The organism is Streptomyces dysideae (genome assembly GCF_001514305.1).
Lineage (GTDB): Bacteria > Actinomycetota > Actinomycetes > Streptomycetales > Streptomycetaceae > Streptomyces > Streptomyces dysideae.
This window is the reverse complement of sequence record NZ_KQ949105.1, coordinates 106,554-130,267: the sequence shown is the minus strand read 5'-3', so window position 1 is coordinate 130,267 and position 23,714 is coordinate 106,554. Positions and strand designations below refer to the sequence as shown.

The window sequence follows — 23,714 nt, the reverse complement described above, 5'->3', positions numbered from 1 at the left end:
TGTCAAGTGGCCTGAGTGACGGGCGGTATGGGCTTGTAGCACCGTCCGTCACGCAGCAGGGCCCACAGGACGTTGACCCTTCGCCGGGCGAGTGCCATGACAGCTTGGCTGTGTCGTTTGCCTTCAGCGCGCTTGCGGTCGTAGAAGCGACGGGATTCGTCACAACAGCGGATGCTGATCAGCGCGGAGGTGGCTTTGTTCACGAGAACCGACAGCGCCTGTACACGAGTTTGGGAGGCGTCGGCGGTGCGTCGTGTTCGATGTTCATGAGAAATGGCAGCGCCAGTGCACCCGGCCGTCGCAGAGCCGTCACTCGGGAAGTCGCGACGACACCTTAAGTAGCTCTGCGTAGTGTCTCCGTGGTATCCGGCCACGGAGGCTCCGCGAAAACCCGTTGGCGGACCACGGCGACCACTGCTACTTTCCCGGAGGCCGTGCGAGAGAACGAGGAGGTGGTACCCGTGAACGCAGTATCGACATGGGTGCTCCCCTCCGGGGTCACGGTCGGGCGATAGGCCGTCCGGGAGCGCCGTTCCAGAGCCCTCCCGAAAGGCACGACCATGCAATTCACTTCCGAGCAGCGCCTCGACGACGGCGTCCTCGAACGCGAGTTCACCCTCGGTGAGATCCCCGGCATCCTGTGGACACCCGCATCCGCACCCGCACCGGTGCCGCTGATCCTGCTCGGCCACCCTCCCCTCGGGCTGCACAAGATGTACCCCCGACTGGTGGCCCGGGCCCGGCACTCCGCGGCGGAGGGCTTCGCCACGGCTACCATCGAGCTCCCCGGAAGCGGCGACCGGCCCCGTTGGCCCGCGGCCGAGCAGGCCCGCGCCGACCTGCACCGGGCGATGGAGGCCGGCGAGCCGGTCAGCGACGAGATCGTCGACGCCCTCATCCTCCCGCTGGTCGAAAAGTCAGTCCCGGAATGGCAGGCCGCCCTGGACGCCCTCCTTTCGCTGCCCGAGATCGGCGGCCCGGTCGGGTACTCGGGGGGAGTGATCTCCATCGGCGTCCGGCTTGCGGTGGTCGAGCCGCGCATCGTGGCCGCCGGTTTCTTTGCCGGGAGTTTCGTGCCTCGCGCCATGTTCGAGGAGGCCCGGCAGGTCACCATTCCACTGCACGTCCTGCTGCAGTGGGATGACGAAGGGAACGACCGGCAGGCGGCCCTGGACCTGTTCGACGCCTTCAGCTCCAAGGAGAAGTCCCTGCACGCCAACATGGGCGGGCACACCGGCGTCCCGCAGTTCGCGGGAGACGCCGCGGCCCAGTTCTTCACCCGACATCTGAAGTGAGGCCGGGCCGTCAGACCGGCAGCAGACGGTAGCTGATGTCGGCCGGCATGCCGCTCATCGAGGACAGGTCCTGGCCCTCCGCAGCTCTCCACACCGTGGGCCCCTGCTGCACTCTCGGCAGGGGCCCGTGCTGCCTGAAGTCATGAACTGTTCGATTTCTGCAGAGCTTCGAGTGCTGCCCAAACTCGTGTACAGGTGCTGTCTGTTCTCGTGACCAAGCCACGGAGGTGTAGAAGACGCGTTGGAGGCGCCGACTGTAGCGGGTGGGGCGGTGCAGGTTGCCGCTCACCTTCCCGGAGTCACGAGGCACCGGGGAAACGCCGGCGAACGCGGCCAGCCGGTCCGCGGTGGCGAACGCGGCCATGTCTCCGCCGGTGGCGGCCACGAATTCGGCGCCCAGCAGGACGCCGATGCCGGGCATGCTCGTGATCACCTCCGCGTTGCGGTGTCGGCGAAACCGGCCCTTGATGAGCTTGTCGGTCTCCGCGATCTTCTCGTTGAGGGCCATCACCTCCCTCGCCAGGGAGTGCACCACGTGGGCGGCCATGTCCTCACCGGGGACGGATGTGTGCTGTCCTTCTGCGGCCTGGACGGCCCTGGCGGCGAGTTCGTCGGCGCCCCGGACCTTGCGGTTGCGCAGCCAGGTGGCCAGACGCCGTCGTCCGGTCCGGCAGATAGCGGCCGGGGTCTGGTAGCCGGTCAGGAGTTACCAAGGGGCCGACATTGCCCAGGTCGAGTTCGCGTTCCAGGCCGGGGAAGACCTCAGTGAGATGGCCGCGGAGCCGGTTGATGGTCCGGGTGCGGTCGTCGCTGAGGTCACGGCGGTGCCGGGTGAGAACCTTCCAGTCGGACACCAGCTCTTCGCCGGGCCGCAAGGGCGTGAGGCTGCGGCGGATGCGGGCCTGGTCGGCGATGACCGCCGCGTCCTTGGCATCAGTCTTGACGTCACCCCGGTAGCCCTCGGAGCCCCGGTTGACCGCCCGTCCGGGAATGTAGAGGAGTTGCTGGCCGTGGTTGAGCAGGACCGGGATGACCAGGGCGGCCCCGCCGTCCGCCAGGTCTATGTGCGTGTTTCTAAGCCCCGGTTCTGAGTAGTCTGGCGTCCTACGCTGGCCTGGTGTCCGAGGACGCCGGTCGGGCCGGGGAAAGGATCTGCCGGGGCTGCGGGGAACGGCTGAGGCCGGGAGCCCGGCCCGGGGCGGAGTTCTGTTCGTCGGCGTGTCGGTCCAGGCAGTGGCGCCGGGAACGGCGGTTGCGCCAGCGCCTGGCGGCCGTCCGGGACGGCACGGGCGAGGCGGAGTGCCCGGAGTGCGGGGCCCGGCGGGTGGCCGGCGTCGACCGCCGCTCGGACGCGATGTTCTGCTCGCCGCGGTGCAAGGTGAGGGCTTGGAGGCGCCGGAACGGAACCGTTCGCCGAACGGTCACAGTAACCACTGGGCGAACGCATCCCGGATCCAACTTCGGTCACCACTCGGTCTTCAGGGCCCGCTCCAGGCGCGGGGCGCGGGCGGCCAGCAGGCCGATGACCTCCCGCACCCACCGGGCGACGGTGGTGCGGTGTACCCCGTTGCCGCCGGCCAGGTCGCCCGGCAGCTGGTCACAGCGCAGTACCGCCAGCACGATGCCCGCGATCTTCCCCGCGGGCAGGGCCCGCCACCTGGAGCCGATCTTCTTCAGATGGCCGCGGATCAGGTCGGCGAGCCAATTCAGGGTGGCGCTCGAGAGCGGCAGGCGGGCGGTGTAGACAAGGCCATCAGGGCCCTCGACGGTGCTGTTGGCTTCCTTCACACCAAACTCAACTGCCGTCAGGGGCCTGTCAGTTACGCCCTGCCCCCGCGCGATCACAACCGCGCGGTGAATCGCCCGCCGCCCCGTGTGTGTAGCCAGCCTCGGCCGGCGAGCTTGGTCATCTTCGCCCGCAGCGGCTCCAGCTTGCCGCGCGCCGAGGCGTCCAGGCCCAGCTGCCCACCGACCGTCCCGACCTGCACCGGGTCGTCTGCGTCCCGTAGGACCTAACGGGCTGAGTCGGGAGTGCGCTCCGGAGCAGCCAGGACCCAGGCGGCGAAGGCTTCGACGCCGTCCACGACGGCCTCGAAGCGCGGGGAGTGGAACAGGTCGAACGAGTGCTGTCCGCCGGGCAGTTCGGCGTAGACCACGGTGCTGTCCGAGACACGGCGCAGCCGGTCGACGAAGTTCCGGGCGCCCTCGACAGTCGCCAGCGCGTCCTTGGTACCGTGGGCGATGAGGAACGGTGGCGCACCGGGGTTGAGGTACGCATACGGTTGGTTCGGGGACGGCGTTGCGTCGGGCTCCTCGCCGAAGAAGTGGCCGTAGTAGCCATAGAGGCAGATCGCCGCGGTGACCGAGGTGTCGGCCAACTCGAATCCGGGCTGGAACACCGGGTCGTTCGGCGTGAGCGCGCACAGGGCTGCCAGGTTGGAGCCGGCGGAGCTGCCCGCCACGAACAGCCTCGACGGATCGGCACCGTACTCGGGGGCGTGCTCACGGACCCAGGCGATGACCTTCTTGGCGTCGATCTGGTGGCCGGGGAAAGTGGTCTGGGGCCGCAGCCGGTAGTTGGCGCTGATGCACACCCACCCCTGGCCGGCAAGCCGGTAGAGCAGGGGCCGTGCCTCGCGGTTCTTCGCTCCGCTGGTGTACCCGCCACCGTGGAAGTAGATCAGGACCGGCGCGTTCTGCGGTGTGTCGCGGCGACGGTAGATGTCGAGGAGATTCCGGCGGCCGGCGTCCCCGTAGCGGATGTTGGGGATCCGCTGCACGTCACGCTGCCGCATCAGGCCCGGCAGCAGCAGGATGCGGGCCCAGGGCCGGTGGCGGCGCAGCGGTACGTGCACACGATCCCGCCAGCCGGTCCCGAGGCCCTGCTCAAGAGCCCGCCCGACCACCTGATCCGTGCGCACGCCCCGCCAGGCGGAGACAGCAAGGCCGACGGTGACGACGGCGGCCACCGCAGTTGTCACCTTGGCACCCGGTGACTCCAGATCGCCCTGGGCGGCCAGTGCCGTGGAGACCACCAGGACATAGATCCCCACGAACGGCACCTCGTTGAGGCCCAGGCCGAACCAGAAGCTCATGGTCGCCAGAGGCCGGGGCCGACGTGGCGCGACAACGGCGAAGAAGGTGCACCAGGCGAAGAGCGCGGTCGTCGCCACGTATCCCATCGGCATGTATATGAACGTACCACCGTCAACTCGGGGAAATTTGCTGGGACTTCCCCGCCCAACCGCGCCGCCGTAGGTCACTCGTTTGGGAAATCCAACGAACCCGGTTCAACATCAGCGCACACACGCGTTCTCGGCAAGGTCCGCACCGACCCGAAGTGGGCGACTGCTCTGGTGAGGGCCCAGCTGGCCCTGACGAACCGCGAAGTCTCCCGGCGACCGACGATCTTCACCGAAGCCATCCGCCCACGACCAGCACGAGCACCATGCACCCCGCGCACACCAGACCCATGACCTGCAACTTCACGATGCACACCACTCACTGGGCCGAAGGGTATCCGCTTCGAACCGTGCGGCCAGAAGGTCTGGATCCGCCCGTAGCTCCTGGCGTCGGCACAGCGATCACCGGTGAAATTGATCTTGTCCGGCCGTTGATGGGGATTCGTGCAATCAGTTACAGATATCGCCATCACCTCCACAGTAGAACCACTGGCGGACCTGCAGCCTGGTGCGACATCGTTACTGCGTGACCGATAGCGTTCTTCATCCCGCGCCGAACGGCGCTGGCATACCCGAGCTGTTGAGCGCCTTGGACTCCTACCGGTTGGCGCGGCAAACCCTGCTGGGGACCTTGGGACTCGGCCAGTCGAACCGGGACCCACTGGCCGAGTTCGCCGAGCATCTGGTCGCAGCCCTGTCGGGAGGCCAGCTCGCTGAATCCCGGGTCCAGGCGAACTACGACCTGAGATCGGTCGACGGCGAGTACGTACAGGTCAAGTACCTCGCCAATCCTCTCTCCGACTGGCCGAACGAGCACACCGTGCGAACCATCCCCGGCGTCGACTGGTACGCGCTTGTCGTCTACGAAGCGTTCGCCGTGACGGGTGTCCTGGCTTTCCCGCCTGACCTGACCGAGATCTGCGCAACCCTGGGCAAGCGCCACCCCGCCCAGTCGACCTCCCTGCAATTCACCCGCCGGAACTGGTGGACGATCCGGGACAACGCAGACGCCTACCGGCAGCTCGGCATGCGCATCTGGGTTCCTCCCTTCCTGTAGCCGGCGCAGGTCCTCCACCCATCCGTTCCCGCTCGGCGGACAGTCGCCGACTCCTGGCTTTGGCGGAACGCGCGTACCTCAAAGCCGCCGATCTATCTCGACGATCCGAGAGGAGGAGCGACCGGCGGCAACGCCGACACTGAGGCGCCCAGCGAAGCCGAGTTCAAGCTCGGGGAGGAGGCGCGCAATCGGGGCACCGTTGTCACGATCATGAAGGTCCGGGGGGCCAACAGCATCACCTTCAACGGTGCCGCCAAACAGGCTGGCTCAGACGCCAAGTACATGATCCTCGAGACCATCGTCCGCAACGAGACCAAGGCCAGCATGGACCTCACGTGCTCGCTGCCCATCATCAATGCGCTGATCGATGACCAGGACCGGCGTTTCGACACGATCAAGGACCTGGACTACGTCCCGGTTCAGGTCCTGCTCTCGCATGGCCTTGAGGATGGCGAGGTGCAGGGCGGTGGTGCGGCGTGCGGTGGGTCCGGCTTCCGGATCGGTGAGCGCGGTGCGCAGTTCGTCGTCGGTGACGGTGGGTACGACGAGTTGGTAGTCGGCCAGGACGCCGTCGTCGATGGCGTCGGCGTGGGAGTAGGTGTGCAGGCGGGCGCCGAAGATTTTCGGCTGGTCCATGGTGGCCAGCAGCGTGGGGTCGTCCCAGTGCGGGGCCGTTGCGGTCGTGCGTTTGGGGGTCGGGCCGGTGGTGGGCGGTTCGGCCAGGCGCGGTGCTTCCCAGGCGTAGGGGGTGGCGGTGAGGTAGAGGCGGCGGTCGGCCGGGATACGGCTGTTGTCGTGCAGCGCGGTCCAGTTCTTGGTCCAGGTGCCGGCGGTGGCGTGGGCCTCGTCGACGACCAGGAGGTCGAAGACGGGGGCGGGGAAGACGGCGGAGTGCTGGGCTTCCTCGATTTTGGACAGGGAGTCGAAGGTGAAGAACACCGTTGCTCGGGGGTGACGGGCCAGCCAGTAGGCCAGGTACTCCCCCTCGTTGGTGGAATCGGCCTCGGCTGCGGCCAGCACCGGATGAGAGGCGGCGCGCAGCGACGAGACGGTGATCATCGGCTCGCGGCGGAGGTCGGCGCGGGCGGCGGCCGCCCATTGGGCGATCAGGTCCAGGCTCGGCACTGCCACCGCCAGATGGCGCACTCCCAGTTCCTCGGAGGCGCGCAGCGCGAGGAGGGTTTTGCCGGTGCCGCAGGCGGAGACGACGTGGCCTCGGGTGTGCGGGCGGCGCAGGTGGCGGACCGTGTTGGCGATGCCCTCCTGCTGGTCGGTGCGCAGGGCCAGGCGAGCGGTGTGCTGGGTGTGTGCGGGGCTGGAGGGCGTCACGCGGGTCCTCGACGTACGGCGCAGGCAAGGTAGGCAGCCATTCTGGACCACTCCACCCACGGAGTAGCCGCCGATGCACCACCTCGACGGACGTGATCATGGTCTGCGCGCTGACTCCAAGGAGCTTGGCCACATCGGCGACTTTCCGACTGGATCCAATGACACCGAGGACGCGGCGCCGGAGCTCGGGTGGGTAACGACGAGGTGCCACCGGGCTCATCTGTGTGAGCTCTCACTCAATTCGCGCGGGCCTGTCGAGCCAGTACTGGTGTGCCCTGAGAGGGGCGAGTACTGTGGTCTGACCAGTGCACTAAGAGAACCAAGCCGTGCAGGCTTCAGCGGCACAGAGTGGTGGAACTTCATGCAGGTAGAAGCAGCATCGAGCCAGCGCGCAGGCTCGGCAGGCAGCCCAGGCCGCCGTCCGGCCACAGGACCGCTCAGCGGGCTGCGTGTGATCGAGGTGTCGTCGTTCGTAGCTGCCCCGCTGGGCGGCATGACGCTTTCGCAGCTCGGTGCAGAGGTGATCCGCGTCGACCCTCTGGACGGCGCCGCCGACACGCGACGCTGGCCGCTCACCAAGTCCGGCGCGAGTCTGTACTGGGCCGGACTGAACAAGGGCAAGCGGTCCCTGATGGTCAACATGCGCTCAGACGCCGGACGCGCCATCGTGCGGGACCTGGTGGCCACCTGCCCTGCGGGCACCGCTGTGGTGCTCACCAACGCTGTGGGCCGACCCTGGCTGTCCTACGACGAGCTCTCGGCCGTCTGCCCCGACCTCATCCACGTGCAGATCGAAGGACGCAGCGACGGGTCTCCGGCCGTGGACTACACGGTGAACGCCGAGGTGGGGTTTCCCATGGTCACGGGCCCGGCCGGTCACGGCGATCCGGTCAATCACGTGCTGCCCGCGTGGGACATCGCCTGCGGGCTGTACGCCGCACTCGGAGTCTCCGCGGCCGCGCGTCGTCGCGCCGCTACAGGCGAGGGTGACCAGGTGCGGGTCGCTCTGGCCGATGTGGCACTTGCCATGGCGGGCAATCTGGGATTCCTGGCCGAGGCCCAGGTGAACAACGTGCAGCGCCAGCGCATAGGCAACTACCTGTACGGCGGGTTCGCCCGGGACTTCACCTGCAGCGATGGCGGGCGCCTCATGGTGGTGGCCCTGACCGGTCGGCACTGGCGTGACCTGCTTGAGGTGACGGGCATGCACAAGCCTGTGGCCGCCCTTGAGGAATCCCTACGTGCCGACTTCTCCGTCGAGGACGACAGGTTCGAGTACCGCGAAGTGCTGGCCGGCCTGTTCCAGCGCTGGTTCGCCGACCGGCCGATGGCCGAGGTGTGTCATGCGCTGACCGGGACATCGCTGGTGTGGTCGCCGTACCGCAGCTTCGGACAGGCGGTTCAACATCTGCAGTCGTCCGACGGCGCCAACCCGATCATGTCGATCATCGACCAGCCGGACATCGGGCCACACCTTGCCCCCGGATCACCGCTGACCTTCGCCAGCGCCCCCTTCGATGCCGAACCAGCACCGCTCCTTGGCCAGCACACTCGCGCGATCCTCGCCGACGACCTTGGCTTGTCGGCCGAGGAGATCGAGGGGCTGCACAGGGACAAGGCCGTCGCGGGCCCTCTGCGGAGAAGTTCCCCATGAACTTTCCACCTCCCGCTGGTGGCAGCGTGCCGGCGTGATGGCACGCCAGGCCCGGCGTATCCGTCCCGTCAAGGAGGCGGCCGTCACAGCCTCTGACGCTGGACATCACAAGCCACGGTCAGCTCGGATCCCCCACTCCGAATGGCCTACCAACTCACACACGTCGAAGGAACAACCGCCTTGAACATGAAGGGAATCAGCGAGCCACCGGCCGCCTCCAGCCTCCCGGGCGCCCCGAAGGTCCGGTCCAGGCCCAGCCCGGCCGAACACGTCTCGACTGCCCGTACGGTCCTCTTCGTGCCCGGCAATCGTCGCGACCGGTTCCAACGAGCCCTCACGGCCGGGGCCGATCTCGTCGTCGTGGACCTCGAGGACGCCGTCCCTCCGCAGGACAAGGACGCCGCGCGCAGGGCCGGCGAGGTCTTGGTACGCAACGGCACACCGGTTGCCTTCCGTATCAATGACCCCACCACGCCCCGGGGCTTGGGCGACATCACAGCGCTGGCCCGGGCGAGCGGCGGTCGGCCTGTCACGCTGATGGTCCCCAAGGCTGAGAACCCTCACCTGCTGCAGGCCGTTCACGACGACCTCCCGGCGGGATCGGCCCTCATTGCCTTGATCGAAAGCGCCGTCGGCGTCCTTGACGTACGGTCCCTGGCATCCGTTCCCGGCGTTGCACGACTCGCGTTCGGACATCTTGATCTGAGTGCCCAACTCGGTGTGGACCCCGACGAAGAGACTGTGCTGGCCTCGGCCCGATTCGCCGTTCTCACCGCCTCGGTCGCCGCCGGGATCGCCACCCCCATCGACGGTGTCTGCGTCGCGGTGCGCGATCGGGAAAAGATCCTCAGTGACACACGCCGATCCCTGCGGGCCGGATTCACCGCCAAACTGTGCATCCATCCCGACCAAATCGAGCCCGTCCATGCCGCCCTGGCACCTGGCCCCGATGAACTCGAGTGGGCGCGACGCGTGGTCGACACCATGAGCGAGCACGACGTCGGCGTCGTAGCCGGGCGCATGGTGGACCGCCCTGTCTATCTGCAGGCACGTGCCATCGTTGCGCGAGCGAGCCGCGCCGACCATGAGCATCGGGATGCGCTTCGAGACGACGAGGAGCGCAACTGATGGCCTCAGCGCCCAATCCGCCGGATCCAACAGGTGGATCACGGCAGGAAGCACCCGTAGGGAAGTGCCTTGCACCAACAGGAGGGACCACCGGGCCATGACCACTATCTGGCAGCCGGTCGAGGCAACACACCAGGATGTCGTTACGCCCGCTGCGGCATCGGCTCTGCATGATCTGCTCGACCGTGACGGCGATCCGCCCGGCGTCGGCTCACCGCTCCCCCTGCTGTGGCACTGGCTTGCCTTTCTGCCGCAGGCGCGACAGTCCGACCTGGGTGAAGACGGCCACCCCAGAACAGGCACCTTTCTGCCTCCCGCCGACGGACGCAGCCGCATGTACGCCGGAGGCCGCATCGCGATCGGCTCCGCGCCAGCGGTGGGAGAGCCACTGACCCGCACCTCGCGTGTGTCCGATGTGGCCCGCAAGAAGGGCCGAACGGGTGACCTCATGTTCGTCACGGTCGACCACGAACTCGCTTCCGACCGTGCGGCCATCCACGAGCGGCAGAACATCGTCTACCGGGACGCTCGCCGCTTCGAGGCCCGCGAGGCTCCCGAGCTGCGGGAAGACGCACACGCCTGGGTTTGGGGGCGCGACGTCCGGATCGAACCCACCTTGCTGTTCCGGTTCTCCGCTCTGACCTACAACGCGCACCGAATCCACTACGACCGCGACTACGCCACCGATGTGGAAGGCTACCCGGCGCTTGTCGTCCACGGCCCGCTGCAGGCAGTGCTGCTGGCAGACGCGGTTGCCCGTTTCTTTCCCTGCCGTGCGGTGCGCAGCTTTGAGTTCCGTGCCCTCGCGCCGGCCTTCGACGACCACGATCTGCGGTTGAGGCTGAAGGGATCAAGCCTGGGCGAGGCAGCCGAAGACGCCCCTACAGGCGGAGCCACGGTCGAAGTCGCCGCGTTCAGCGGCCATGTGAAGACCATGACCGCTGCCGCTGCCCTTGAGCCCGCCCCGGCTGCAGTGTCGTTCACTGCTTTCTGATGTGCCGCCGTTTTGGCGCTCGCGCAGGTAGGCGTGACCGAGGCGTTCACCGCCCAAGACGCACCGAATGATCCCTCAGTTGACTGAGGATGGACACAAGATGAGCACGACAGTCTCCGAATTGGCCGCCCATGCGAACGGTGTGCCTCCCAAAGACATGGAGCACACCTGCCTGGTACCGCATGTCCCCCAGGCGCTCGCCGCTGTGCGCCGACGCGCCCGAACGATCCTCTCCGAGTGGAACTTGTTCCCGGAACCAGCCGAGGACGCCCTCCTGGTGATCAGAACTGATCACCAATGCTGTCTCCCACGCCCTTCCTCCGGCTGTACTGCGACTCTCCTGGATCAGTACCGAGGAGTGTCGCGGCCTGCGCATCGAAGTCACCGATGCGGGACCTTCGGGCATCCAGCGGTCGCCCCAGGACCTCCAACCGGAGGAACACGGCCGTGGGATCCCCATCGTCGCAGCTCTGTCCTCGGAGTACGGCATCCACACCCACACCTGCGGGACCACCAAGGTGGGCGATGCTCCGTGCAGCCTGAGTCCAGCGCCTGCACAAGATGTTCCACACGCCCCTCTGACCCTCATGCTGCACGGTAGCGGAATCGATCACTCAAGAAGCCGTGTCTATGAGGCTTGAGCTCGACGGTGGCATCCGCGGACAACGGCGCGGGCTGGTCGGTGTCTCCGGCCGCCGTTTGTCCACAGTGCCTGACGGGACGACTTGCCGACCGACAGTGTCGCCACGGCCGTTGACTTCACCTCCCAGGGCACGCGATGCCCATCCAGGAGTTGCGGGCCACCCACACTCGCCCTGTCGGCCCCATGAGACATCATGCGGCTCCGGTCGCGGACCTCAACTACGCCAAAGCCCACCAACGCCGAGGACCACGGACGGAACTTCCCGCGACGGCGCGCGTCGTCCCCACGCTGTCGGCCCATCTTCGCGCGTCGCTGGTGGTGTCGGTCGAGACGCCGACCTCCGGCCTGGCGGCGCGTCTGCACCACGCCGGCCTCGCCCAAGGCGGCGTCCTCCGGTGGGGAAGCGATCAGTTCTTCGCATCGATCCTGGAACTACGACCGGCGATGCTGTTGCTGGATGCGCCTGCCGCAGTCCCGGAGACCCTGGCCCGCCTGGTACGGGCCGCATCACTCGTCGCCCCCGTGGCGGTCCTGCGACCCGACGGAAGCGATGCCGCTGACGCCTTGGATGCCGGGGCGTGCGACGTCCTCGACCCGACAGCGCCGACGGCCGAACTCACGTGGCGCATCCGGGCCGACCTCAGACGATGTCCACCACCAGCCCGAAATGCCGGATACCCAAGAGGAACGTCAAGCCAGAGGCTTCTGTTCCACATAGCCTCCCATGCCCGCAGCGTCGTCTGCTGCCACCACCTGAGACTGTTGTTCGGTACCCCCGACTTGCCCATGACCCTGCGCGCCCTGAGGGCACGATTGCAACGGCTCCTGCCCGCCTTCAGCGAACAGGGACTGGAGCTGATTGTCGACCAGCAGTGGGGGCTGGCGACCTACTGCACTCGCAGCACGCTGTGGACCGGACCGGGTGAGTCTCGGGCGCCGAGCGCAGCAGATCGTGGCTGACCACTCGTCACATCGGAGGATGTCGCGAGGGTCGCGGCGAACCGTTGAACTGCTCATGAGGTGCGCGTCCGCCACCCCCTCGTACACCCCGGTGCCTCCCCGATCGCGATGAGGAGTTCGGCCGCATTCCTGCGTGGCTGGACACGTTCCTCGGACACCGGCGGCAACCACCCCACCGACGACCATGACCTCATGCCCCAGCTGGGCGAGCTCTTACTCGTCGACCAGAGCGGCGAGGAGCACCCTCTGTTCGGCACTGACGTGATTGGCGTAGAAGTCGAACAGGAGCTGGCGTGAGAGCCGTGCTGCCGTGATGCCGTCGCGCTCGCGGATGGCAGCCAGGATTCGTCCGTGGAACTCGGCCGATCTCGCCATGAACGACACCTGGTTCTGTGCCTGGTCGATGTCGTCGGTGATCAGCGACAGTACGACGTCGTGCACCACGGCGTCCGAAACCTGCACGAAGGTGTTGCGGCTGGCCCTGGCGACGGCTTCGTGGAAAGCGAGGTCCGCCTGGCCGAATGCGTCCAAGTCGTCGGGCATGGCGGCGTTCATCGATGCGACGGCTGCTTCCATCTCCGCGAGCTCGTCCGCCGTGTGGAGTACCGCGGCCAGTCGAGCTGCGGCCGAGTCGAAGATCATCCTTGAGCTGATCAGCTCGGCGATCGTGATCTGCTCGAACCGCACGAGCCGTGTCATCTGGCGCGCCAGGGCGGCAGTCGAGAACGGCAGCAGCTCTGGCCCTTGTTTGTCACCCGGGCGTGAGCGGACGACGCCGTCGTTCTCCAGTACGCGAAGCGCCTCGCGAATGGTGGAGCGACTGGCTCCGAACTGCGCGACGAGTTCGCGCTCGCTGGGCAGCCGCTGTCCTGGGCGCAGCTCTCCGCGCAGCAGAGCGTCCTCGATCTGCTCGACGATGCGCCGGTAGAGCCGGTCCGACTGCACAGGCTTGAACGTGGTTTCTCCACTCACTGGCTGATCACCATTCCGGGCACCCCTCACTCGCCTAGTCGCTGCTCAACCCTAGCGATGGGCCTTGACAGGCCAGCGCAACACCTCAATATTAAAGGAAGCGCACTGGTCTGACCAGTGACCTAGGTCTACTCAGTGGGCCATATCTGACGCCCGCCACTGGCGAGATGAGGAAATGCACATGACATCTTCGGTACGCGTCGACCGAACGTCCCGCGTGGCGCTGCCCTACCCGAGCGGCCTGCCTGTCGGCGCCGGCTGGGTGGACACCCCCGCCACCGGTGACGTGGTCTTTCCCTACGACGGGTCCTTCGTGGCTGCAGCTCCCCTGGGCGACGTGGAGTTGGTGGAGCAAGCGCTGGAATCCGCGGCCGCGGCGAAGGACGAGGTTGCCGCGCTGCCGACGCACGTACGCCGCGCAGCGCTGCTCAGGGCGCACGACGCCCTGGCGGCCTCCCGAACGGAAGTGGAGCAGCTTCTCGTCCTGGAGTCGGGCAAGCCGCTGGTCGACTGCCGGGTCGAGGTGGACCGCACACTGGTCACGCTCAGCGCCGCAGCGGACGAGACGACGCACATTCACGGCGAGACCGTCCCCATGGACCTGCTGCCCAGCGGTGAGGGCCTGCTCGGGTTCTGGGTCCGCAAGCCGATCGGCGTCGTCGCTGCGATCGCCGGGTTCAACTACCCCCTGATGCTGGCCGCCCACAAGGTTGCGCCGGCACTGGCTGCGGGCTGCCCCGTCATCGTCAAACCCGCCCCGCAGACGCCGCTGGCGACGCTGTGGCTGGTGCACGTCCTGCGGGAGGCACTGGTGGAGCTCGGTGCGCCCGCCGAGGCGGTTCAACTGGTCACCGGCGGTGTGGACGTCGGCAGGCGCCTGACCACCGACGCGCGGATAGGGCTCGTCTCGTTCACCGGGTCCGCCGCCGTCGGGCACCAGATCGCCCGTGATGCGGCCCCGACCAAGGTGCTGCTCGAGCTGGGCTCGAATGCGGCGCTGGTGGTCGCTGAGGACGCCGACCTTCCGGCCGCCGCGAGCGCCATCGTCAAGGGCGGTTACTACGCGTCGGGGCAGGCATGTATCAGCGTGCAGCGGGTGATCGCCGTCGAGTCGATCCGCGACGAGTTGCTCGCGCTGGTCAAGGACCGGCTCGCCGATGTCACCGTGGGCGACCCGCGTGACCCGGCCACCAGGGTGTCGGCCCTGATCGATCCGGCCTCGACCGAGCGCGTGAACAGCTGGGTCGAGGAAGCCGTCCGCCACGGCGCGTCCAGCTTCACTGCCGGAACAGCCCCGGATCGGGTCATCCCTCCGACCGTTCTCCTGGACGTCCCCACGGATTCCCGCGCCTGGAACGAGGAGATCTTCGGCCCCGTCGTCGGCATCCGCGGCGTCGCGGACGTCGAAGCGGCCTTCGATCTGGTGAACGACTCGCGTTACGGGCTGCACGTGTCTGTCTTCACCGCGTCCCTGGAGACGGCGTTCACCGCGGTCAACCGGATCGAGGCCGGCGGCGTGGTCGTCAACGAGGTGCCCGGCTTCCGCTCCGACGTCATGCCCTACGGCGGCGTCAAGGACTCCGGGACCGGCCGCGAGGGTCCCCGCTTCGCCATCGAGGACATGACCGTGCCCCGGATGGCCATCATCCGCCCCCACACCGGAATGGACAGCTGAACCATGACCCACGAGCCCAAGTCGAGCGCGCCGTACGCCGTCGACTACACCAAGATGTTCGACCTCACGGGTCAGCGTGCCGTAGTCGTCGGCGCCGGCAGCGGCATCGGCCGCGAGAGCGCCATCGCCCTGGCGGCAGGCGGCGCCGAGGTGATCTGCGCGGACCGCAACCTGATCGCCGCCAAGGACACCGCATCGCGGGGGCCGGGGATGAGCGCCTACGAGCTCGACGCCACATCCAGCGTCGACGTGGAGGGCGCCGTGGCCGAGATCGGCGCGGTCGACACACTGGTGGTCACCGCCGCGACCAACGTACGCAAGCGGATCCTGGACTACTCCAGCGAGGAGTTCGAGCGGGTGATCGCGCTCAACCTCCGCGCCCAGTTCGATCTGTTCCGTGGCTTCGGCCGCGGCATGGCCGAACGCGGCAAGGGCAGCATCATCGGCTTCAGCTCCATGCGCGCGACCCTGGTCGAGCCCGGCCAGAGCGTCTACGCCACCACCAAGGGCGGCCTGGTCCAGCTGCTGCGCACGATCGCCGCCGAACTCGGACCACAGGGAGTGCGCGCGAACGCCATCGCGCCCGGCGCCGTGGACACCGCCCTCACGGTGCCGATCCGCTCCAACAAGGAGTGGGACGAGGCATACGCCACCAAGGGCGCCCTCGACCGGTGGGCCCACCCCTCCGAACTCGCCGGAGCGGTCGTGTTCCTGGCCTCTCCCGCAGCGTCCTTCATCACCGGAAGCCAGCTCTGCGTCGACGGGGGTTGGACCGCGGTCGACGGCCGCTACACCCCGCCCATGGGCTGACCCCCCACCGCCTGCCCGCTTCTCGCCGCTTGGCGAGTCGCACCCAGCACCTGCGCACGTCACGCCGCCCTGCTCTGTGGCGCCTGACCGAACCGCACCCGCAGCCGCTGTCGCCCCAGCAGTTGATCTCTTCTGACACCCGCACGTAAGGGGAAGCCGCCATGACGAAGGACAGGCGCACCGAACAGCCGACCGAGCCGGCAGGTCCTGTGACGCCGGGCCCGGCAACCCCGGCCGAACCGGAAGTTGCCGCGAGTGCCTATCGCATCGTCGCGCGACGGCTGCTGCCGATCATGTGCGTCTGCTACTTCTTCTCCTATCTCGACCGCACCTCGGTCTCGGTCGCGGCGCTCACGATGAACGACGCGCTGAGGATCTCCGCCACAGCGTTCGGACTCGGTGCCGGACTGTTCTTCCTCGGGTACTTCATCTTCGAGGTCCCGAGCAACCTGATCATGTTCAGGGTCGGGGCGCGCGTGTGGATGGCCCGCATCATGGTCACGTGGGGCCTGGTGGCTGTACTCCAGGCGTTCGTGTGGAACGAGATGAGCTTCTACGCGATCCGGATCCTGCTGGGTGCGGCCGAGGCCGGGTTCTTCCCCGGCATGATCCTCTACCTCACGTTCTGGTTCCCGGCCCGCCAGCGTGCCCGGGTCGTGGGCCTGTTCTTCTGCGCCGTACCGCTGTCGACCGCACTGGGCGCACCGCTGGGCGGCCTGCTGCTGAAAGTCAATGGCCTCGGGCTCGAGGGCTGGCAGTGGCTGTTCATTCTCGAAGGCATCCCGACCGTCCTCCTCGGTGTGTTCCTGTTCTCCTACCTGACCGACCGGCCCGATAAGGCCGAGTGGCTTCCCCGGCCGGAGAAGGAGTGGCTGACCGCAACCCTCAGGGCGGAGGCCACGGAGATCGAAGCGCATCACCCTCAGTCGGAGCTGGCCTCGCTCAAGGACCCGCGGGTGCTGGGCCTGGCGGCGGTCTACTTCACGCTCGTCTTCGGTCTCTACGGGCTGAGTTTCTGGCTGCCGACGATCATCAAGTCCAGTCTGGGTATCGAGGACAACCTGACGGTGACTCTGCTGACGGCGGCGCCCTACGCCGTCGGAGCGATCGCCATCATCGCCGCCGGCATCATGGTCGACCGGCTCAACCAGCCGGCCCGGATCACGGCGTTCTTCCTGGCGGCGGGCGGCCTCGCCCTGACCGTGACAGCGTTCGCGACGAACCCGTGGGTCGGCTATGCGGGCCTGTTCATCTGCGCCGTCGCCGTCATCTCCACCTTTGCCGGATTCTGGCGGCTGCCGACCGCGTTCCTGACCGGTGCGGCCGCCGCGGCCGGTATCGCCGCGGTGAACTCGCTGGGCAACATCGCGGGGTTCGTCGGCCCCTACTGGGTCGGGTGGCTCACCGACAGGACGGGCCACCCCAAGTGGGGACTGGTGAGCATCGGTGCGCTGATGATCCTCGGAACCGTCCTCGCGCTGCGCATGAGTTCGGTCATGCGCACCGGCACCCAGGTCAAGACCGGCGAAGGCACGGCTGCCGTCACTCAGTGACCTGCTGCACGCACACCCGGGCCCAGTCGCTGCCCGCCCGTCCGAGACAAAGCGCCGTTCAAAGGGACTCGTCCCGTTCGTTTCCATCTCCGCCCCGAGAGGCCGCTCATGACAACCAACTCTGCGTACCAGCCACCCACCCGCAGCCGGCCCGGCGGCACTACCGGCCAGCGCCCTCCGTCGCCCCGGCACACGCCGGGAGCATTCGACGGGATCAAGGTGCTCGACGCGGCCACACTGGTCGCCGGCCCCATGATCGCCACCTACATGGGTGAGTACGGCGCGGACGTCATCAAGGTCGAGCAGCCGGGATCCGGTGATCCGATCCGGCAGTGGGGCGCCAACAAGGGCGACATCAACCTGATGTGGAAGAGCCTGGGCCGCAACAAGCGGTGTGTGTCGCTGAACCTGCGCGTCGAGGCCGGCCAAGAGCTCTTCCGCCGGCTTGCCGCCGAGATCGACGTCGTCATCCTCAACGCCCGCCCCTCGGCCCTCGAACGATGGGGTATCAGCTACGAGGACCTGGCCAGCCGCAACGAGGGTCTCGTCATGATCCACGTGACCGGCTACGGCGCCGGCGGCCCCTACAGCGACAAGGCCGGGTTCGGCACCATCAGCGAGGCGATGAGCGGCTTCGCCCACATCACCGGTGAAGCCGACGGCCCGCCGACCCTGCCCGGGTTCATGCTCGCCGACTGCACCGCCGCGGTACACGGCGCCTTCGCCGTCAGCGCCGCGCTGCTGCACCGCGAGCGGACCGGACAGGGACAGCTCATCGACCTGAGCCTGCTCGAACCGCTGGCGCGTTTCGCCGAACAGGCCACACTCACCTACGACCAGCTGGGTAAGATCCCCGGCCGCGTCGGCAACAAGTGGGCCATCAGCGTGCCGCGCAACACCTACAAGACCGGCGACGGCCACTGGATCGCCCTGTCCGGCAGCGCCCAGTCGGTGGCCCTGAAGGTCTTCGACGCGATCGGACGACCCGAGCTGCGGGAGGACCCCGAGTACGCGGACCCGCTGCGTCGCATCGTCAACCGCGACGCCGTCGACGACCTGATCGCGGACTGGATCCGGCAACGCTCCCTTCAGACGGTCATGCAGCAGTTCGACGACCACGGTGTCGCGGCAGGTCCCGTCTACAACGCCCAACAGCTGATGGCGGACCCGCACCTGAAGGCCCGCGGCACCTTCGTCCCGGTCAAGGACGAGGATCTCGACGAGGTGCGGGTGCAGGCGCCCGTGGCACGGATGTCGCAGACACCCGGCGTGATCAGGTATCTGGGGCGCTCCGTCGGCCAGGACAACCGGGACGTGCTGCACGAACTGCTCGGGGTCGGAGACGAGGAGTTCAAGCGGCTCGATGACGGCGGCGCCCTGTGATTCCTGCGAACCGGCCCTTGCTCGACCCGTACGCGACCTCGCTTTGCGAGGAACCCCCCATCCGGAGGGACTCATGACCACCAGCACCGTCCACTACGAAGTTGTCGGCGCCGCCGCTGTCCTGACGCTGGACCACCCGCCGGTCAACGCGATGAACCGTCCCCTCACGATGGCCCTGGCCGAGGCGCTTGAGCGTGCCCACGACGACACGCACGTCCGCGCGGTGGTGGTGACGGCGGCCGGACAGCAGGCGTTCTGCGCCGGATCCGACATCAAGGAGATCGTCGGCCTACGAGAGCCGGGCGCGGCGGTCGAGCTCAAGCTGCGGCCGCAGAAGGAGGTGTTCGACCATCTCGCGCACTTCCCGAAGCCGACGATCGCGGCCCTGAACGGGCTCTGCTACGGCGGCGGTCTGGAGATCGCGGTGTGCTGCGACCTCATCGTCGCCGAGGAACACGTCAAGATCGCCTCTCCCGAGATCACGCTCGGTCTGTTTCCCAGCAGCGGCGGCACGTTGCGCACGACGCGTCGGATCGGTGTGGGCCGGGCCAAGGAGATCATGCTGCTCGCAGAACCGATCGACGCCCTCACGGCTCTCTCGTGGGGCCTGATCAACCGGGTCACCCCGACCGGGGACAGCCTCAAGGTGGCGCTCGGCCTGGCCGAGCAACTCGCCGACCGGCCCGCCACGGGCACAGCGATGTGCAAGGCGGCGATCGACCTGGCATTCGACACCGACGAAAACCAAGCACTGGAACACACATTGGCATTCAGCGAACGAGCCTTCACTTCGGCCGAGGCCGGCGACGGTGTCGACGCCTTCGTCGCCAAGACGAAACCGGACTACCGCCTCCACCCCTATCCGCCACGCGACGCGGCCGCGGTGACCATGAGGGGAGCAGACGCATGAGCGCGCCACTGGTCTGGCTGCCGTTCCCCATCGACGACCTGCCCCAGGGGCTGCGCTACGAGGTGGCCGACCACGCCGATGCCGCACCGACTTACCTCGACGAGATCGAGTTCTACGTCATGCCGTACCGGTTCCTGGCAGACGACAGCTCACTGCTGTCCCGGATGCCGAAACTTCGGGTCGTGCAGACGCAGACGGCCGGCGTCGAGCACCTCAGCGGCCGGATCCCGGCCGGCATCACCCTCTGCAACGGCCGAGGGATCCACAGCGCCGCGACGGCCGAACTCGCCGTCGCCCTCGTCCTCGCCTCACTTCGCGGTATCCCGGGTTTCGTCCGCGCCCAGGACCGCCAGGAATGGCTGCAGAGGTTCTATCCGTCTCTCGCCGACAAGCACGTCCTGATCGTCGGGTTCGGCGACATCGGCGCCGCGATCGAGGCGCGGCTCCTGCCGTTCGAGGTCACGCTCGACAAGGTGGCCCGGACGGCGCGCGGCGACGTGCGGGCCATGGCCGACCTGCCCGAACTCGTACCGCAGGCAGACATCGTGATCCTGACCGTTCCCCTGACCGCCGACACCCGTCACCTCGTCGACGCCAAGTTCCTGGCGTCCATGAAGGACGACGCGCTGCTCGTCAACGTCGCCCGCGGTGGAGTGGTCGACACCGACGCCCTGATCGCCGAGCTGCGGACCCGGCGGATCAGTGCCGCCCTCGACGTGACCGACCCCGAGCCACCGCCACCCGGCCACGCCCTGTGGACGGCGCCGAACCTGCTGCTCTCGCCCCACGTCGGCGGCCCGACCAGCGCGTTCCGCCCCCGCGCGGAACGGCTGATCAGACAGCAGCTCACCAGATTCGCAGCCGGCGAACCGCTCCAGAACGTCATGGACGTCACACCTGTGACCACCGCACGCACCGACGAGGGCCCGTCATGACAGCGCCGTCCGGATGCGCCGTCCCGGCTCGACACCGGTCCTACGGACCCGACCGTTCAACCATTTACATCCCGTTTCGGACAGCATGATCCTCGTGAATCCGCCCATCATCCAGATCGACCCGTTCGCCGACGCCCTCTTCGAGGGCAACCCGGCCGCAGAAGATCGCCAACGAGAACAACCTCTCCGAGACGGCCTACCTCGTGCCCGACCTGCCGGCCGGCGTCACAGCGCCGATCCCCACCCAACCGGCCTATCAGCTGCGGTGGTTCACTCCCGCGATCGAGGTCGACCTGTGCGGCCACGCCACACTCGCCGCCTCCTCATACCTCTTCGAAGACCGCCATCCCGATGCGACTCGCCTGCAGTTCTTCACCCGCAGTGGATGGCTCTTCGTCGAACACGAGCCCGATGGCGGCTACACCATGGACCTCCCCTTCGGGCCCCTCACCCCGGGCGAGGTCGATCCCGTGGTCGTCGAGGCCATGGGCGCGCCCGTGACAGAGGCGCTGCGCGGCACGGACGATCTGGTATGCGTCGTCGGGACGCGCAGACGGTCCGTGACCTCAGCCCGGATCTCGCCACACTCGGCGGACTCGATGTGCGTGGCGTCGCCGTCACCGCCCCGGGCACAGGCACCCCCTACGACTTCGTCTCCCGCTGGTTCGGCGCCAAGGCCGGCATCCCCGAAGACCCCGTCACCGGCTCCGCCCACGCCCAGCTCGCCCCTCTGTGGGCCGAGCGCCTCGGCAGGACGACGCTCACCGCACGCCAGCTCTCGGCCCGCGGCGGGACCGTCCGATGCCGCGTCGAAGGCGACCGCACCTTCGTCACCGGCAACTGCGTGCGTTTCCTGAACGGAACCATCGCGCTTCCCGATTGGCCCCCTGGCGAAGGCTGCCTTCACCGCAAGCCCAGAGCGCCACCGCGATGCCGTACCGGCAAAGGCAGGGCGGTGTCCCCGCACCCCGACATTCCGCAGTCCAAGGAGAACCTCGTGAGCACCAGCATCCACCGCACCCCAGGGCAGCTGCCCATCCTCCCCGGGTCCGTCACCGCCAACGGTTTCGTCTTCACCTCGGGAATCATCGCTCCCTCCGTGATCAAGGCCATGCAGACCGGTGGGACCGTGCCGTTCGCCCAGCAGGTGACCGAGTCGGTGGACGCCCTCCTCGCAGAGCTCAAGGCGGCAGGATCTGCGCACGACCGGGTTGTGTCGCTGGACGCGTTCCTCGCCTCCGCGTCCGACGTGCCCCGCTGGAACGAAGAGTTCCTCCGCGTGTGGCCCACCCCGGGGCCGGCGCGCATGACCCTCATCACCGGATTCACCCACCCGGCGGTCCTGTTCGAACTGCGCGCCACCGCGGTCGTCTGACGGCCCCGCCCACAGTGGAGGGTCGGCAGAGGAGCGCTGGTACGCCGTGCTCTTCTCTCCGGTCCCTCTGCAGCCTTCTGCACGACGGCACAGGTCACGGATCGACGGCGCGCTCCTGAGCGTTTCCCGACGCGGGTCTCCAAGGCGGCGACCGCCACCGGGACCGGTCCCGCGGCACCGGTGTCCGTGTCGCTGTCCGCCGGGATGGTCGCTTGCTCTCGCCGTCGTTCGTCGTGGCGCCGTTCGTGGCGAGGTGGTCGAGCGGCGCGGAGAGTTTTCCCGGCACCTCGATCACGGTGCGGTCCTTCTCAAGGACATCGGTGACGAGCACCTCGATCGGTCGGTATGCGGCCTCGCCGCCGCAGCCTGCATGAGAAGCAGTGAGACGCATGCGCGGTCAGGACATGACGGTCGCAGGGCCGGCGATGAGCGCAGCCGTCTCCAGGACCTCGACTTCGATGCGGCTGCGACGACCCATTTCGACTCCCTGGATGATCGTGAACCGGTCCCCTGGAGTGGCTCGTCCGAGTGCACGGAGGTAGCCGGCGAAAGCTGCGGCGGCCGAGCCTGTGGCCGGGTCCTCGACCACCCCGCCCCACGGGAAGGGGTTGCGGGAACGCCAGCAGCCGGGGCCTTCAGGGGCGATGAGCTGGATCGTGACCCAGTCCTCTGCGCGGCACAGGGCGCGGAGTCCATCGAAGTCGTAGTCGAAGTCAGCCAGCCGGTGCGGATCCTGGGCCACGAGGACGGGGTGACGGTTGCCGCCGTACCCGATCGCGGGAGGGTATTCCGGGTGCAGATCTTCCTTGGACCAGCCCAGCTGCCGCAGCAGAGCGTCGAGCTGTTCAGCACTGAGCGGAGAGCTGGAGACGGCCGCGCTTCGAAACGCCCCGATGGTGCGCTGATTCTCTCGTCGAGCGGAGGCGTGGATGGGGCCGACGCGGGTGTTCAGGACGTAGTCGCCGGGGCCGAGCACGTCGCCCAGTGCGGCCGCTGTCGCGATGGTCGCGTGGCCGCAGAAATCGACTTCGGCGTCCGGGGCGAAATACCGTACGGACAAGGCGGTCGCCCCTGGTTCGACAAGCGAGGTGACGAAGGCAGTCTCGCTGTAGCCGACTTCGGCGGCGATGCTCTGCATGTCGGCATCGGACAGGGCTCGCGCATCGAGCACGACGCCGGCCGGGTTGCCAAGCTCGGGGCTGTCGGCGAATGCGGCGTATCGGGCAACGGTCGGGGACTTGGTCATGATCGGCTCGATCCGTCGGAGGTGGTGCGGTCAGTGAGCAGAGCCGCCGTGAAGTCGGGGAGTGCAAGCGTCTCGACCGCGAGCGTCGTCTCGACCCGCTGAATGCCCTCGATGGGCCAGATCCGCTCGACCAGGAGCCTGCGCAGGTCGACCAGGTCCGCCACCCGTGCTCGCACGAGCAGATCGATGGAACCGGTGACGATCGAGATCTCCTCGATGCGCTCCACCTCGCGCAGCCTGCTCATGACGGTCTCGATGTGCTGGGTCTTGTCCGTCAGCAGAGCGATGTGAGCCAGCGTCGGAAGGCCCAGTCGCGCCCAGTCGATGTCGACGGCGAAGCGGCGGATGATGCCGCGCTCGGTCAGCCGGCTGATGCGATCGGCGACCGCCGGCCCGGAGAGACCGACGGCTTCGGCCAGGCTCCGCAACGAGGCGCGTCCGTCCAGGTCGAGAAGCTGGAGCAGACGTACATCAACGGCATCGAGAGTTTCACTCACTGGGGTCCCTGTCCCTTGACCACGCATCGGCGACGAGCACCCCGCCACGGCGCTGCGAGTGTGAGGTCGCTGTGACTCGCGAAGTCACCCATGCACCGACTTCGCTTCACTTAGTA

21 protein-coding genes and 4 pseudogenes are annotated in these 23,714 nt (G+C 68.0%); 15 read left to right on the top strand and 10 right to left on the bottom strand.

Annotated elements, in window-relative coordinates; translation table 11 throughout:
- Positions 1 to 2: 2 nt before the first annotated feature.
- A pseudogene (locus AQJ91_RS50750) lies at positions 3 to 188 on the bottom strand (IS110 family transposase); the annotation flags it as partial.
- A gap of 372 nt (positions 189 to 560) precedes the next feature.
- On the opposite strand from AQJ91_RS50750, the gene AQJ91_RS36110 reads away from it, so the two are divergent.
- On the top strand, positions 561 to 1,295 hold the full coding sequence (locus AQJ91_RS36110; protein ID WP_067030129.1) for an alpha/beta fold hydrolase: 735 nt from the start codon (positions 561 to 563) through the stop codon (positions 1,293 to 1,295).
- Positions 1,296 to 1,518: 223 nt separating this feature from the next.
- Here AQJ91_RS36110 and AQJ91_RS36105 read toward each other — a convergent pair.
- The 4 genes and pseudogenes from AQJ91_RS36105 to AQJ91_RS36095 form a co-directional block, all read right to left on the bottom strand.
- Positions 1,519 to 2,359, bottom strand: a pseudogene (locus AQJ91_RS36105) (IS110 family RNA-guided transposase); the annotation flags it as partial.
- Positions 2,360 to 2,771: 412 nt separating this feature from the next.
- Positions 2,772 to 3,083: pseudogene (locus tag AQJ91_RS36100) on the bottom strand (IS5/IS1182 family transposase); the annotation flags it as partial.
- A 53-nt stretch (positions 3,084 to 3,136) separates the two neighbouring features.
- Entirely contained in the window at positions 3,137 to 3,283 is a 147-nt protein-coding gene (locus AQJ91_RS54005; RefSeq protein ID WP_159054725.1) for a hypothetical protein, read from the bottom strand.
- A gap of 24 nt (positions 3,284 to 3,307) precedes the next feature.
- Complete coding sequence (locus AQJ91_RS36095) at positions 3,308 to 4,483, bottom strand: alpha/beta hydrolase (RefSeq protein ID WP_067030126.1); 1,176 nt, start codon at positions 4,481 to 4,483, stop codon at positions 3,308 to 3,310.
- 520 nt (positions 4,484 to 5,003) lie between these two features.
- Here AQJ91_RS36095 and AQJ91_RS36090 point away from each other — a divergent pair.
- Positions 5,004 to 5,534 (top strand): hypothetical protein, encoded by a 531-nt coding sequence (locus AQJ91_RS36090; protein WP_159054724.1) that lies wholly within the window; start codon positions 5,004 to 5,006, stop codon positions 5,532 to 5,534.
- A 267-nt stretch (positions 5,535 to 5,801) separates the two neighbouring features.
- Here the strand turns inward: AQJ91_RS36090 and AQJ91_RS36085 are convergent, their stop codons facing one another.
- Positions 5,802 to 6,863, bottom strand: coding sequence for a DEAD/DEAH box helicase family protein (locus AQJ91_RS36085; RefSeq protein WP_234383246.1), 1,062 nt, complete (start codon positions 6,861 to 6,863; stop codon positions 5,802 to 5,804).
- Between the two features lie 73 nt (positions 6,864 to 6,936).
- On the opposite strand from AQJ91_RS36085, the gene AQJ91_RS36080 reads away from it, so the two are divergent.
- From AQJ91_RS36080 to AQJ91_RS54000, 5 genes are all read left to right on the top strand, one after another.
- Positions 6,937 to 8,517, top strand: a complete 1,581-nt coding sequence (locus tag AQJ91_RS36080) for a CoA transferase (RefSeq protein WP_199848114.1) — start codon at positions 6,937 to 6,939, stop codon at positions 8,515 to 8,517.
- 141 nt (positions 8,518 to 8,658) lie between these two features.
- Positions 8,659 to 9,645, top strand: coding sequence for an HpcH/HpaI aldolase/citrate lyase family protein (locus tag AQJ91_RS36075; RefSeq protein ID WP_324618045.1), 987 nt, complete (start codon positions 8,659 to 8,661; stop codon positions 9,643 to 9,645).
- 97 nt (positions 9,646 to 9,742) lie between these two features.
- Positions 9,743 to 10,639: an HTD2 family dehydratase gene (locus AQJ91_RS36070; RefSeq protein WP_067030120.1), complete on the top strand. Its 897-nt coding sequence runs from the start codon at positions 9,743 to 9,745 to the stop codon at positions 10,637 to 10,639.
- Between the two features lie 287 nt (positions 10,640 to 10,926).
- A complete protein-coding gene (locus tag AQJ91_RS57905; protein WP_324618046.1) occupies positions 10,927 to 11,280 on the top strand; it encodes an ATP-binding protein in 354 nt (117 codons plus the stop codon).
- 137 nt (positions 11,281 to 11,417) lie between these two features.
- The gene (locus tag AQJ91_RS54000; RefSeq protein ID WP_159054723.1) at positions 11,418 to 12,242 is read left to right on the top strand and encodes a hypothetical protein; all 825 of its coding nucleotides are present in this window, start codon (positions 11,418 to 11,420) and stop codon (positions 12,240 to 12,242) included.
- Between the two features lie 213 nt (positions 12,243 to 12,455).
- On the opposite strand, the gene AQJ91_RS36065 is transcribed toward AQJ91_RS54000, so the two are convergent.
- Positions 12,456 to 13,187 (bottom strand): FadR/GntR family transcriptional regulator, encoded by a 732-nt coding sequence (locus AQJ91_RS36065; protein WP_234383245.1) that lies wholly within the window; start codon positions 13,185 to 13,187, stop codon positions 12,456 to 12,458.
- Positions 13,188 to 13,395: 208 nt separating this feature from the next.
- Between AQJ91_RS36065 and AQJ91_RS36060 the strand changes: the two genes are divergently transcribed.
- The 8 genes and pseudogenes from AQJ91_RS36060 (at position 13,396) to AQJ91_RS57895 (ending at position 21,855) form a co-directional block, all read left to right on the top strand.
- Positions 13,396 to 14,889, top strand: coding sequence for an aldehyde dehydrogenase family protein (locus AQJ91_RS36060; protein ID WP_067030114.1), 1,494 nt, complete (start codon positions 13,396 to 13,398; stop codon positions 14,887 to 14,889).
- A gap of 3 nt (positions 14,890 to 14,892) precedes the next feature.
- On the top strand, positions 14,893 to 15,699 hold the full coding sequence (locus AQJ91_RS36055; protein ID WP_067030111.1) for an SDR family NAD(P)-dependent oxidoreductase: 807 nt from the start codon (positions 14,893 to 14,895) through the stop codon (positions 15,697 to 15,699).
- Between the two features lie 161 nt (positions 15,700 to 15,860).
- Positions 15,861 to 17,252 (top strand): MFS transporter, encoded by a 1,392-nt coding sequence (locus tag AQJ91_RS36050; protein WP_079085482.1) that lies wholly within the window; start codon positions 15,861 to 15,863, stop codon positions 17,250 to 17,252.
- 108 nt (positions 17,253 to 17,360) lie between these two features.
- A complete protein-coding gene (locus tag AQJ91_RS36045) occupies positions 17,361 to 18,635 on the top strand; it encodes a CaiB/BaiF CoA transferase family protein (RefSeq protein WP_079085481.1) in 1,275 nt (424 codons plus the stop codon).
- A gap of 73 nt (positions 18,636 to 18,708) precedes the next feature.
- Entirely contained in the window at positions 18,709 to 19,545 is an 837-nt protein-coding gene (locus AQJ91_RS36040; protein ID WP_067030107.1) for an enoyl-CoA hydratase/isomerase family protein, read from the top strand.
- On the top strand, positions 19,542 to 20,480 hold the full coding sequence (locus AQJ91_RS36035) for a 2-hydroxyacid dehydrogenase (RefSeq protein ID WP_067030104.1): 939 nt from the start codon (positions 19,542 to 19,544) through the stop codon (positions 20,478 to 20,480). The genes AQJ91_RS36040 and AQJ91_RS36035 overlap by 4 nt, the downstream gene beginning before the upstream one ends.
- A gap of 98 nt (positions 20,481 to 20,578) precedes the next feature.
- Positions 20,579 to 20,875 (top strand): annotated as a pseudogene (locus tag AQJ91_RS58530) (PhzF family phenazine biosynthesis protein); the annotation flags it as partial.
- A 137-nt stretch (positions 20,876 to 21,012) separates the two neighbouring features.
- The gene (locus tag AQJ91_RS57895) at positions 21,013 to 21,855 is read left to right on the top strand and encodes a PhzF family phenazine biosynthesis protein (protein WP_067030102.1); all 843 of its coding nucleotides are present in this window, start codon (positions 21,013 to 21,015) and stop codon (positions 21,853 to 21,855) included.
- 94 nt (positions 21,856 to 21,949) lie between these two features.
- Here AQJ91_RS57895 and AQJ91_RS53990 read toward each other — a convergent pair whose 3' ends face one another.
- From AQJ91_RS53990 to AQJ91_RS36020, 3 genes are all read right to left on the bottom strand, one after another.
- The gene (locus tag AQJ91_RS53990; protein WP_159054722.1) at positions 21,950 to 22,186 is read right to left on the bottom strand and encodes a hypothetical protein; all 237 of its coding nucleotides are present in this window, start codon (positions 22,184 to 22,186) and stop codon (positions 21,950 to 21,952) included.
- Between the two features lie 66 nt (positions 22,187 to 22,252).
- Positions 22,253 to 23,101, bottom strand: a complete 849-nt coding sequence (locus AQJ91_RS36025) for a PhzF family phenazine biosynthesis protein (protein ID WP_067030099.1) — start codon at positions 23,099 to 23,101, stop codon at positions 22,253 to 22,255.
- Positions 23,098 to 23,598, bottom strand: coding sequence for an Lrp/AsnC family transcriptional regulator (locus AQJ91_RS36020; RefSeq protein WP_067030095.1), 501 nt, complete (start codon positions 23,596 to 23,598; stop codon positions 23,098 to 23,100). Before AQJ91_RS36020 ends, AQJ91_RS36025 begins: the two co-directional genes overlap by 4 nt.
- Positions 23,599 to 23,714 lie beyond the last annotated feature (116 nt).

Bases quoted from the DNA above. Each gene is read 5' to 3' on its own strand.
- AQJ91_RS36110 (WP_067030129.1), top strand. From the start codon at position 561: ATGCAATTCACTTCCGAGCAGCGCCTCGACGACGGCGTCCTCGAACGC.
- AQJ91_RS36095 (WP_067030126.1), bottom strand. From the start codon at position 4,483: ATGCCGATGGGATACGTGGCGACGACCGCGCTCTTCGCCTGGTGCACC.
- AQJ91_RS36080 (WP_199848114.1), top strand. From the start codon at position 6,937: ATGCACCACCTCGACGGACGTGATCATGGTCTGCGCGCTGACTCCAAG.
- AQJ91_RS36075 (WP_324618045.1), top strand. From the start codon at position 8,659: ATGGCCTACCAACTCACACACGTCGAAGGAACAACCGCCTTGAACATG.
- AQJ91_RS36070 (WP_067030120.1), top strand. From the start codon at position 9,743: ATGACCACTATCTGGCAGCCGGTCGAGGCAACACACCAGGATGTCGTT.
- AQJ91_RS54000 (WP_159054723.1), top strand. From the start codon at position 11,418: ATGCCCATCCAGGAGTTGCGGGCCACCCACACTCGCCCTGTCGGCCCC.
- AQJ91_RS36060 (WP_067030114.1), top strand. From the start codon at position 13,396: ATGACATCTTCGGTACGCGTCGACCGAACGTCCCGCGTGGCGCTGCCC.
- AQJ91_RS36055 (WP_067030111.1), top strand. From the start codon at position 14,893: ATGACCCACGAGCCCAAGTCGAGCGCGCCGTACGCCGTCGACTACACC.
- AQJ91_RS36050 (WP_079085482.1), top strand. From the start codon at position 15,861: ATGACGAAGGACAGGCGCACCGAACAGCCGACCGAGCCGGCAGGTCCT.
- AQJ91_RS36045 (WP_079085481.1), top strand. From the start codon at position 17,361: ATGACAACCAACTCTGCGTACCAGCCACCCACCCGCAGCCGGCCCGGC.
- AQJ91_RS36040 (WP_067030107.1), top strand. From the start codon at position 18,709: ATGACCACCAGCACCGTCCACTACGAAGTTGTCGGCGCCGCCGCTGTC.
- AQJ91_RS36035 (WP_067030104.1), top strand. From the start codon at position 19,542: ATGAGCGCGCCACTGGTCTGGCTGCCGTTCCCCATCGACGACCTGCCC.
- AQJ91_RS57895 (WP_067030102.1), top strand. From the start codon at position 21,013: ATGCGTCGTCGGGACGCGCAGACGGTCCGTGACCTCAGCCCGGATCTC.
- AQJ91_RS36025 (WP_067030099.1), bottom strand. From the start codon at position 23,101: ATGACCAAGTCCCCGACCGTTGCCCGATACGCCGCATTCGCCGACAGC.